The sequence below is a fragment of the Streptomyces sp. NPDC044044 genome (assembly GCF_056434405.1).
The window spans coordinates 1-10083 of record NZ_JBWKFG010000022.1 but is presented as its reverse complement, the minus strand read 5'-3'; the positions used below and the strand labels follow the sequence as shown (position 1 = coordinate 10083).

7 protein-coding genes and 4 pseudogenes are annotated in these 10083 nt (G+C 69.6%); 6 read left to right on the top strand and 5 right to left on the bottom strand.

What is annotated here, in order from left to right; all coding sequences use genetic code 11:
• The 3 genes and pseudogenes from AC07AG_RS42500 to AC07AG_RS42490 all read left to right on the top strand — a co-directional run.
• A pseudogene (locus tag AC07AG_RS42500) lies at window positions 1–269 on the top strand (2-oxoacid:acceptor oxidoreductase subunit alpha); the annotation flags it as partial.
• On the top strand, window positions 259–1326 hold the full coding sequence (locus AC07AG_RS42495) for a 2-oxoacid:ferredoxin oxidoreductase subunit beta (protein WP_478762556.1): 1068 nt from the start codon (window positions 259–261) through the stop codon (window positions 1324–1326). The pseudogene AC07AG_RS42500 and the gene AC07AG_RS42495, both read left to right, overlap by 11 nt.
• 42 nt (window positions 1327–1368) lie before the next feature.
• The gene (locus tag AC07AG_RS42490) at window positions 1369–2310 is read left to right on the top strand and encodes a methylmalonyl-CoA mutase family protein (RefSeq protein ID WP_478762554.1); all 942 of its coding nucleotides are present in this window, start codon (window positions 1369–1371) and stop codon (window positions 2308–2310) included.
• On the opposite strand, the gene AC07AG_RS42485 is transcribed toward AC07AG_RS42490, so the two are convergent.
• A complete protein-coding gene (locus tag AC07AG_RS42485; RefSeq protein WP_478762552.1) occupies window positions 2307–3638 on the bottom strand; it encodes an aminotransferase-like domain-containing protein in 1332 nt (443 codons plus the stop codon). The genes AC07AG_RS42490 and AC07AG_RS42485 overlap by 4 nt on opposite strands.
• A 267-nt stretch (window positions 3639–3905) precedes the next feature.
• On the opposite strand from AC07AG_RS42485, the gene AC07AG_RS42480 reads away from it, so the two are divergent.
• The 3 genes and pseudogenes from AC07AG_RS42480 to AC07AG_RS42470 form a co-directional block, all read left to right on the top strand.
• On the top strand, window positions 3906–5219 hold the full coding sequence (locus AC07AG_RS42480) for an MFS transporter (protein ID WP_478762550.1): 1314 nt from the start codon (window positions 3906–3908) through the stop codon (window positions 5217–5219).
• Window positions 5220–5531: 312 nt separating this feature from the next.
• The gene (locus AC07AG_RS42475) at window positions 5532–5726 is read left to right on the top strand and encodes a hypothetical protein (protein WP_478762558.1); all 195 of its coding nucleotides are present in this window, start codon (window positions 5532–5534) and stop codon (window positions 5724–5726) included.
• A 1-nt stretch (window position 5727) separates the two neighbouring features.
• A pseudogene (locus AC07AG_RS42470) lies at window positions 5728–6808 on the top strand (transposase); the annotation flags it as partial.
• 14 nt (window positions 6809–6822) lie between these two features.
• Here the strand turns inward: AC07AG_RS42470 and AC07AG_RS42465 are convergent.
• The 4 genes and pseudogenes from AC07AG_RS42465 to AC07AG_RS42450 form a co-directional block, all read right to left on the bottom strand.
• Window positions 6823–7098 carry a hypothetical protein gene (locus AC07AG_RS42465; protein WP_478762548.1) on the bottom strand — a complete coding sequence of 92 codons (276 nt, stop codon included), beginning with the start codon at window positions 7096–7098 and terminating at the stop codon, window positions 6823–6825.
• 192 nt (window positions 7099–7290) lie between these two features.
• Window positions 7291–8586, bottom strand: a pseudogene (locus AC07AG_RS42460) (PP2C family protein-serine/threonine phosphatase); the annotation flags it as partial.
• On the bottom strand, window positions 8583–9137 hold the full coding sequence (locus tag AC07AG_RS42455; protein WP_478762546.1) for an RNA polymerase sigma factor: 555 nt from the start codon (window positions 9135–9137) through the stop codon (window positions 8583–8585). The gene AC07AG_RS42455 and the pseudogene AC07AG_RS42460, both read right to left, overlap by 4 nt.
• 817 nt (window positions 9138–9954) lie before the next feature.
• Window positions 9955–10083, bottom strand: a pseudogene (locus AC07AG_RS42450) (DEAD/DEAH box helicase family protein); the annotation flags it as partial.

Sequence of the window (10083 nt, the reverse complement as noted above, 5' to 3'; positions counted from 1 at the left end):
TCACCGCGGCGGTACGCCGCCTGCGCGCGGTCGGCGAGAGCGTCGCCCAGGCCCATCTGCGCCACCTCAACCCCTTCCCCCGGAATCTCGGCGAGGCGCTGCGTGCGTACGACCGTGTGGTGATCCCCGAGATGAACCTGGGGCAGCTGGCCATGCTGCTCCGCGCCAAGTACCTGGTCGACGCCGTCTCGCACACGCAGGTCAACGGGATGCCGTTCAAGGCCGAGCAGCTCGCGACCGTCCTCAAGGAGGCCCTCCATGCCCACTGAGGCACTCACCCTCGTCCCCAAGAGTGAAGTCCCGCTCGCCGCCAAGGACTTCAAGTCCGATCAGGAGGTGCGTTGGTGCCCCGGCTGCGGTGACTACGCGGTCCTGGCCGCTGTGCAGGGCTTCATGCCCGAACTCGGCCTGGCCAAAGAGAACATCGTCTTCGTCTCCGGCATCGGCTGCAGCTCCCGCTTCCCGTACTACATGAACACCTACGGGATGCACTCCATCCACGGCCGCGCCCCCGCCATCGCCACCGGACTCGCCTCATCGCGGCGCGACTTGAGCGTGTGGGTGGTCACCGGCGACGGTGACGCGCTGTCCATCGGCGGCAACCACCTCATCCACGCCCTGCGCCGCAACGTGAACCTGAAGATCCTGCTCTTCAACAACCGGATCTACGGACTGACCAAGGGCCAGTACTCGCCCACCTCCGAGGTCGGCAAGATCACCAAGTCGACGCCGATGGGCTCCCTGGACGCCCCCTTCAACCCCGTCTCCCTGGCCATCGGCGCGGAGGCCAGCTTCGTGGCCCGCACCGTGGACTCCGACCGCAAGCACCTCACCTCCGTGCTGCGCGAGGCCGCCGAACACCCCGGCACCGCCCTGGTGGAGATCTACCAGAACTGCAACATCTTCAACGACGGCGCCTTCGAGGTGCTGAAGGACAAACAGCAGGCCGAGGAAGCCGTCATCCGCCTCGAACACGGAGAGCCCATCCGCTTCGGGACCCCCCTCGACAACGGCCTGGGCTCCAAGGGCGTCGTACGCGATGCGGCCACCGGCGACCTCAAAGTCGTCCCGGTCACACCTGAGACCGAGTCCCAGATCCTGGTCCACGACGCCCACTCCACCTCACCGACGCTGGCCTTCGCACTCTCCCGCCTCGCCGATCCCGACACCCTGCACCACACCCCCATCGGCGTCTTCCGCGACATCAAACGACCGGTCTACGACACGTTGATGTCCGACCAGCTCGACACCGCCATCGAGCACAACGGCAAAGGCGACCTCGCCGCCCTGCTCGCGGGCGGCGACACCTGGACGGTAGTCGGCTGACGGCTGACGGTGACCGGTCCTCGTCGTAAGGAGTGGGAAGCGATGAACCGCACCAGAGCAGGCGAGTCGGGGCTTTTCTGGACGATGCGCAAGGACGCGGGCTTCGGTACGGCCGTCGAGTCCAACGCCCGGTACAGGCAGCTGATCGCGAACGGCACGACGGGCCTTTCGGTCGCCTTCGACCTGCCCACGCAGATGGGCCACGACTCGGATGCCCCGATCGCCTCCGGCGAGGTCGGCAAGGTCGGGGTGGCGATCGACTCGATCGACGACATGCGGGTCCTGTTCGGCGGTATCCCGCTGGGCGAGGTGTCGACGTCGCTGGCGATCGACGCCCCTGCGGCGTTGCTCCTCCTGCTCTACCAACTGGTGGCCGAGGAGCAGGGCGTCCCGGCCGACCGGCTGACGGGGCGGATCCAGAAAGACGTCGTGGAGGATTACCTCGCGCGAGGGGCCTACATCTTCCCGCCCGAGCCGTCGCTGCGCCTGATCGCGGACATCTTCGAGTACTGCCGGGCCGAGATCCCGAAGTGGAGCATCATCTCGATCTCCGGCGCCAGCCACCACCTGGCCGAGGCGGGTGCGACGCCCGCGCGCGCGATCGTCAAGTACCGTTCCGCGCGCAGGATCTGGGCGCGTGTGACGCGCGAAGGGGACGACGTGAGGTACCTCGGATCGTCGGCCACGGAGTCGGCCACGGCGTCGGCCACGGAGTCGGCCGCGGCCGATCCGTTCGCGGGGGCGTACGTCGGCGAGAGGATGGCGGACGACATCGAGGACCGGCAGGCCGAGCGCCTGGCCAAGCTGCGCGCCTGGCGGTGCGCCGACCGCGTGGCGGCCGCGTTGTCGCTGGTGCAGGAGGCGGCGACGGGAACGGGCAACATCCTCTATCCGATGCGGGAGGCTCTCGCCGCCGGGGCCACCGTCGGCGAGGTCTGTGACGCGCTGCGCGAGGTGTGGGGCGCGTACGTCCCGGCCGACTAGCGCGTCCGCGGCGCCGGTATCCGTACCTGGCGGGAGCCCAGGCTGTCGAAGGCGCGCGCGGGGTCCGTCTCGGACTCCAGGACCGCGGCAAGGCGGCGCACTCCCTCACGTGTCCGCTCCGGCGTCGGATAGCAGTAGGACAAGCGCAGTTGGCGGGTGCCGGACCCGTCCGCGTAGAACCCGGTACCCGACGCGTACGCCACTCCGGCGGCCACCGCGCGCGGCAGCATCGCCTTCGTGTCCACGCCCTCCGGCACGGTCAGCCACACGTAGAACCCGCCGTCCGGCTCCGTCCACGTGTGGCCGGGAGGCAGGTACTGCTCCAAGGCGCACAGCATCGCGTCGCGGCGCTCGCGGTAGTTCTCCCGGAGCAGCTTGATCTGGCCCTGCCAGTCGTGCGTGGCCAGGTAGCGCGACACGATCATCTGGTTCAGCGTGGGCGGGCACAGCGTCGCCGATTCCGTGGCAAGCACCAGCTTCTCCCGCACCCCGTGCGGTGCAAGGACCCATCCGACCCGCAGGCCGGAGGCGAACGTTTTCGAGAACGATCCCAGGTACACCACATTGTCCGGGTCCAGCGAGCGCAGCGCCGGGTAGGTCTGTCCCTCGAAGCCGAGCAGACCGTACGGATTGTCCTCGACGACCAGCACGTCGTACGTACGGCAGATCTCCAGGATCTCCGCCCGCCGCTCGACCGCCAGCGTCACGCCGGCCGGGTTGTGGAAGTTCGGGATCGTGTACAGCAGCTTCACGCGCTGCCCGGCGATCCTGGCCTGGCGCAGCGCCGCCCGCAGCCCTTCCGGCACCAGGCCGTGCTCGTCCATCGCCACGTGCACGACCTGCGCCTGGTACGCGGCGAACGAGCCCAACGCGCCCACGTACGAGGGGCCTTCGGCCACCACCACGTCGCCCGGGTCGCAGAACAGCCGGGTCACCAGGTCGAGGCCCATCTGCGAGCCGACCGTCACCACGACGTCGTCCGGATGCGCCGTGATGCCCTCCAGCGCCATCACCTCGCAGATCTGTTCCCGCAGCAGCGGCTGACCGTGCGCCGACGCGTACTGCAGCGCCGTCAGGCCGTCCTCCGCGATGATCTGCGCGATCTGCGTCGAGAGTGTCTCCAGCGGCAGCGCGGCCAGGTTCGGCATGCCGCCGGCCAGCGAGACCATCCCCGGCCTGTTGGCGACCGAGAACAACGCCCGGATCTCCGATGCGGTCATGCCCGCGGTGCGCGCGGCGTACCGGTCGAGGTGCGGGTCGAGGACGTTGCCGCCGCGCCGCGCTGTCGCGGGGTCGTACCCGGGCATCTCGTCGTTCGCCATCAGCATGATCTGTCCGTCCGCCGATACAGCCCAATCTGGTTCAGCCTCGCCAGGCAGCATGGGTGCCCGCGCTCGTGGACCGCTCGAATCCGCCTCGCGGCGGACTACGGAACGAGTAGGGACGGCATGAGCGAGGCGGCGCACGGCGAAGCGCCCGCCGACGCGCCCGTCCTGCACCTGCGTGGTCGGTGCCGTTCGCCCGCCGCCCGGAGCGGGCGTCAGCTTCACGGAGTCCCTTGCCCCGCAGTGACTTTGACGTGAAGATCCGGGACTGTGACTGATGCCGACATAGCCGGACCTGTCGAATTGGGCGGCTCCGTGCCACCTGCCGAGCCCGGCGCCTTCGCTCCCTCAGACGCGACCGCGAAGACCGTGTCGCGGCCCGCGCACCGCGACACGAATGTGCTGCGCTGGCTCACCGCGTACTTCGCGTCCATCGTGGGCGACAGCGTCTACTTCCTCGCCCTCGGCTGGGCCGCCGCCCAGCTCGCGGGCCCCGCCCAGGTCGGCATCGTACTGGCGCTCGGCGCCGTGCCCCGGGCACTGCTGATGCTCGTCGGCGGAGTGATCGCCGACCGGTTCGATCCACGCAAGGTCGTCATCGGCTCCGACGCCCTGCGGGCGGCGGTGATCCTCGCGGTCGCCGCCCTGCTGTGGCTCAGCACCCCCGAGCTGTGGCTGCTGATCGTGGTGGCGCTGGTCTTCGGGGTGGTGGACGCCGCGTTCATGCCGGCGGTGGGCGCACTGCCGCCGCGGCTCACCGGCCCCGACGAGGTCGTCCGCCTCGTCGGCATGCGGCAGCTGGCGATCCGGATCGGGAAGGCCGTGGGTCCGCCCCTGGCCGGATTCTCACTCGCCCACCACGGGGAGGCCGCGTTCGCGTTCGCCGGGGCGCTGTTCGCGCTCTCCTTGGCCCTGCTCGTCTCCGTACGCATCGCACCGCTGCCGCCGAGCCAAGAGGAGAGCCAAGTCACCAGCCCCTGGCGGGACTTGACCGACGGGCTGCGCTACATCAGACACCACCGGGTGGTCGGCCCCCTGGTGCTCGCCACCGCGTTGAGCGAGATCGGGTTCATGCCGCCGCTCCAGATGGGCGTGTTCCTCCTGGCCAAGGACCGGGGCTTCGAAGCCTCCGGCATCGGCTGGATACTCGGTGCGTTCGCGGTCGGCGCCGGGGTGGGGGCCATCGGCCTGTCCCTCATGGGACGGATCCGGCGCGCCGGAATCGCCCAAGCCGGCGCGCTCGTCGTGGCGTCCGGCGCGATCGGCGCCATCGGACTGCTGCCGACCGTGGCCGGCGCCGCGGCGGTGGCAGGCTTCGCGGGCCTGGTGGGCGGAGTGTGCGGCGGCCTGTCGATCGCCTTGATCCAGCACAACACGGCTGCCTCCTACCAGGGCCGGGTCGCCGCGGTCCTCGCGCTCTCCCATGTCGGCCTCGCCCCGCTCATCTTCCCGCTCTTCGGCCTGGCGGCGGCGTCGGTCGGAGTCACACCGATGTTCCTCGTCGGCGCGGCGATCAGCGCGAGCGCCGCCGTCATCACCCTGCTCTCCGGCGGGGTGCGGCAGGCGGAGCTCAGGATCCGCTAGGCGCGAGACGGCCCGCACCCATGCGGGTACAAACCCCCCTTGCCTGCTGCCCTCCCATGCCACCGCGCCGCCCCAGGTCAGGTCCTGGCGCGAAGACACGGCAGCTACCGAGCCGGAACCGTGCCGGGCCCAGAAGCCATCCAGATTCCGGCCAGTCGCGAGTGTGACGCTGATCGCCGGGCTTCCGGTCGCTCCGACGTGGACCGCCGCTTGTGTCCCTGGCCACCGCCGACGGCTGTCGACACGACCACCGGCAGGTGGTCGCGGGCCTCGACACGCTGGCCGCGCGCCGTCGCCCGATGGCTGACCCTCTTGGCTTACGGGAAGAGGTTCTCGATCTGCTCCGGCGTCCTCGCCGGTTCGGTGACCGGGTGGCGGCTACGTCGGTGCCAGCAGCTGCCCGCGCGTGCGTCGTTCAACTGTTATGGCACCGGCAACTGGCCGTGGACCTGGGCCCAGCCGCTCGCCGACGCGACCTGGGTCTATCCCACGCCGAGGGCGGTGTGAACGCCCCGCGGCAACAGCCGCGGAGCGAAGACTTGGATGCCATTCGGCTCGAGCATGGTTCGTCGCCGCGCTGGAGTCGGGCCGGACCTCGTGGTGTCAGATCCTGGACGCGCTGCGGCTGGGGCAAGCCGACGATGTCGCCGAGGTCACTGCCGCCCAGGTCCGCCGGGTGGTCACCGACCTTATCGAGATGGGGCGTTGGAAGCCGGGTGACCGCGACATCCTGGTGGTCTTCGATGCCGGATACGACGCTCCGCGCATGGCCCATCTCCTGGCCGGACTGCCGGTCGAGGTCGTGGGCGGATGCGCACGGACCGTGTGAGGCGCAAGCCAGTTCCGGTCCCGTGGATCTCTCCGCCACAGGGAGGACGCCCGCCGAAGCATGGCGAGGAGTTCCGCTTCGCCAAGCCGGTTTCCTGGGGCGATCCGGACGCGGAGACCGTGCAGGTCACCGACCGCTACGGCACCGCTCGCGTGATGGCCTGGGACCGCATTCACCCGAGGCTGACCACGCGCTCGGCATGGATCGACCATCGACCACACCGGCGAAATCCCGGTCATCGAAGGCACGTTGATCCATCTGGAGGTCGACCGCCTGCCTGGCGGTCACGATCCACTGCCGGTCTGGCTTTGGTCGTCGGCAACCGGCCTGTCGGGTGAGGACGTCGATCTGCGCTGGCAGGCGTTCCTGCGCAGATTCGATCTGGAGCACACCTTCCGGACGATCAAGCAGACGCTGGGCTGGACCCGCCCGAAGCTCCGCACGCCCGCAGCGGCGGACCGGTGGACCTGGCTGATCATCGCGGCCCACACCCAACTCCTCCTCGCCCGGCCTCTGGTCGCCGACCTTCGTCGTCCATGGGAGAAGCCTGCCGAGCCCGGGCCGGCTCACCCCGGCCCGGGTTCGCCGGGGGTTCAGGAACCTCCGCCCGAGCTTGCCGTGTCCGGCCCGTGCGCCAAAACCCAACCGGCCCGGCTCCGGCAGGCCGCTCGGCTCGAGGAACCGGCGCCCCGCCACCCGCCATGGCGTCGGCAAGACCGTCAGACGCCCCGAAAGCGTCACCGAACGCGACCAGCTCAGACGCTCAACACGGCTTCAGAAGGGAACGACCAGCCCGGCTTCTCGCAATCCAAGCAATGCCTTGCCCATGCACTCGGCGGCCGAGGCCCCATCGGCCCTCACCCCAACATCCAGAGGCCCACCAGAGGCTGCGAATGTCCACGCCGGCTGACCGTCACGCATGCGCTCCGCGTCGACCCGGATCATGGCACCTACACTCTGTTCGCCAAGCCATTCCAAGATGAGCATCGTCGCGTCCTCGACGCCGCTGTCCAGATCCACCTTGGGCCGCCGCCCCATTCCCCTGGCCATGGCCACAACCCTACTCAGGGGCTGGATTGGCCTTGCCGCACGCTATTCAGGCGACTCAGACCATAAAGAACAAGCTGAGTCTGTCGGGGGTCTTGGCGGCGGCATCCCCGGTGCTGGGCGGCGGCGCTGTACTGGTAGATGGTGGTGGCCGGATTGGGGTGGAGGGGCTCAGTGCGGCAGGGCTGGCGGGGGGCTGTCTGTGCTCGTGCGTTGGAGGACAAGGATGGCTGTGTCGTCGTGGTGGTCGGCGGTAATGCCGGCCGTGCGGAGCAGCCGGTCGCAGAGCACCTGGGGGCTGTGGTTTGCGCCGCTGTGCAGTGTCCGTGCCAGGAAGGTGATGGCCTGGTCGGGGTCCTGGTCGCGGTGGTTGATCAGACCGTTGGTGTAGAGGACGGCGGTGGAGCCGGGGGCGAGGGGGATCGTGCCGCAGGTGTGCGTCCAGCCGCCCGTGCCCAGGGGCGGGCCGGTAGGGTCGTCGGCGCGCAGGACGGTGCCGTTGTGGTCGCGGACCAGGAGGGGCGGGTGGCCGGCCGATGCGTAGACCAGGCGGCTCTGGGCGGGGTCGTGGACGGCGTACACGCAGGTGGCGATGTGGTCGGCGTCGAACTCCGTGATCAGGTCGTCCAGGTGCTGCACGACCTCGTTGGGGGGCAGGTCCAGGCGGGCGTAGGCGCGCACGGCCGCACGCAGCTGGCCCATGACGGCCGCCGCGCGCACGCCGCGGCCCATGACGTCGCCGATGACCAGGGCGGTGCGGCCGGCAGTGAGGGGGATGGCGTCGTACCAGTCGCCGCCGACTGCGGCCTCCGTGCCGCCCGGCTGGTAGGTGGCAGCGATGCGCAGGCCCTCAGGCTGCTCCAACTCCTGCGGGAGCAGCGAGCGTTGCAGGGTCATAGCCGTCTCGCGCTGGCGGCGCTCGCCGGCGCGCAGGCGCTCGGCCGCCTCGGCGTGGTCGGTGACATCGACCGCGAAGACCATCACGCCCCCGCCGTCGTCGGCCACCGGGGTGCAGGTGAGGGTGTAGGACCGGCCGCTGGCCGCCTTGCGTGACTTGACCGTGCACGGCCGGCCGCTGCGCAGGACCTGGTCCAGGAGCGGCAGCAGCCCCAGCTCGTCCAGCTCGGGGAGCCCCTCCCAGGCCGGTACGCCCACAGGCCGTACGCCGAAGGCCGCCGTGTAGGCGTCGTTGACGTAGGCAAGACGGTGCTCCGGGCCATGGACCAGGGCAACGAGAGCCGGGACACGGTCGAGGACAGAGGCAGCTGCCGGCGCAGGGCTCTGTTCCAGACGCTGCTTGAGGGCCGCCAGGGACTGCTCGACATCCACCACCGGTTCCAGTGCGTGAAGGACGGCATCCTCGGTGCTGCGGACCGTGTCGCGCAGGCGCGTATCGTCGTCATCGTTTGCGCCCGCGCGATCGACCGGGCGGCGCCGTAGTCGGCCGGTCAGGGAGTGCCGGATCGTGGTGTGGTCTGAGCTGTCACTCATCGCGCCCCGCCTTCCCGCTGGTCGTCAAAGAGCCCCAGGGAATTGAACTCCGCCCACAGAGGTCCCAACGTCTTGCGGGCTCTGCTCAGGTGCACGCGTACCGTCGGCGCCTCGACGCCCATCAGTGCCCCCGCCTGCTTGGCATCAAGATCCGCCATGCAGCACAGCGCGACGGCTGCACGCTGCTGCTCGCTTAACTGAGCGATCGCCCCGCATACCCGACGATACGCGTCCTTGAGGTCCAGGTGCGCTGCCAAATCCGGTGTGGTGGAAGAGAAGTCGCGGTCCTCCAGGGGAAAGGTGGCCGGCAGCTGACGCAGAGCCGCGAGGCACTCACGCACGACCACCGTGGACAGCCACGCATGCCAGTGCTCCACCGGCGGGCCGTGAACATCCTGCATACGACGCCAGCACCGGATGAAGGCCTCCTGTACCGCGTCTTGAGCCACGGCAGAGTTTCCACCGCACACCACAATTCCCTTGGCGAGCATCCTGCGGTACGACGCCCGGTACAACTGGTCGAAGGCAGGCCCGATGCTGTCACTCGACATGCCCAGCGCTTCTCACCCTCTGTACTTGGCTATCTGCACAGCTTCCCGCCTGCTGCGCCCGGGACGCCCGCATGGTCCACGACCGGCCGTCCTGGTCGACGGCGTGAGCAAACCCTCCCTGCTCATTGAGGTGTTGGAGTACGGCGGTGATGGTCTTGCGTCTGCCCCGCTCCCGAATCCGGTAGGCGTACGCCCGCACCACAGCAGCTGCGCTGAAGCAGACCACTGCAGAAGTCCAAGCCCACACAGTGTGCACCGTCTGCTCGTCCTCCTCCATCAGATGCCGGGAACACCCCGGCTACTCAATGAGAGGGAAGAAGCAGCAAGAACGCTTACAGCGGCACACCCGGACCCCACCACCCAAGCTCGGCCCTGCTCCCGGATGACAGCCCCGCCGGTGACGGAGGTCCAACGCCCGCAGCTGCCGCTGCAGTCCTGTGAGTCCGCACGCCGAGCGGACGGCAGACGAAGCCTGCCCCCCTGTTCGTTCGTGGTGGAGTCTGGGCCGAGGCGCGTGGATGGCACACCCGAAGGCTGGTGCCCGCCCGCGAGAGCCCAGGAGGCCTGATGAGCGCGGTTCTGTAGGAGGACGACCTCGTCCAGGAAGCCGAGGTTGTCTGGCTGGAGGACACCACACACATGGACTACGTCCGCTAGACCCTGGGGTAGGTCGGCACACGCAAGGGCAGGCCGCGCTACGAACGAGGTGGCCACCCTGATTGGCTACTCCAGCCTGACACCGAACGCGCTGCGCAGCGCCGACAACTGACCTGCCGACCAGTTGGACCCCGCATACCCGCACCTACATGCGACGCAGCCGCCATGCGGCCTCGGTCTGGGTGAGCAGGTCGAGCGAGGGTACGAGTACCAGCACGCGGCCTGCGTGGAGTTCCTGCGTGCTGCGGATCGCGACCCGGGTCTTCCCGGACCCGGTCGCCATGATTAC

What these genes read in the sequence shown, in the direction of transcription:
- AC07AG_RS42485 (WP_478762552.1), bottom strand. Translation starts at nt 3,638, where the DNA reads ATGCTGATGGCGAACGACGAGATGCCCGGGTACGACCCCGCGACAGCG.
- AC07AG_RS42465 (WP_478762548.1), bottom strand. Translation starts at nt 7,098, where the DNA reads ATGGCCAGGGGAATGGGGCGGCGGCCCAAGGTGGATCTGGACAGCGGC.
- AC07AG_RS42490 (WP_478762554.1), top strand. Translation starts at nt 1,369, where the DNA reads ATGAACCGCACCAGAGCAGGCGAGTCGGGGCTTTTCTGGACGATGCGC.
- AC07AG_RS42495 (WP_478762556.1), top strand. Translation starts at nt 259, where the DNA reads ATGCCCACTGAGGCACTCACCCTCGTCCCCAAGAGTGAAGTCCCGCTC.
- AC07AG_RS42455 (WP_478762546.1), bottom strand. Translation starts at nt 9,137, where the DNA reads ATGTCGAGTGACAGCATCGGGCCTGCCTTCGACCAGTTGTACCGGGCG.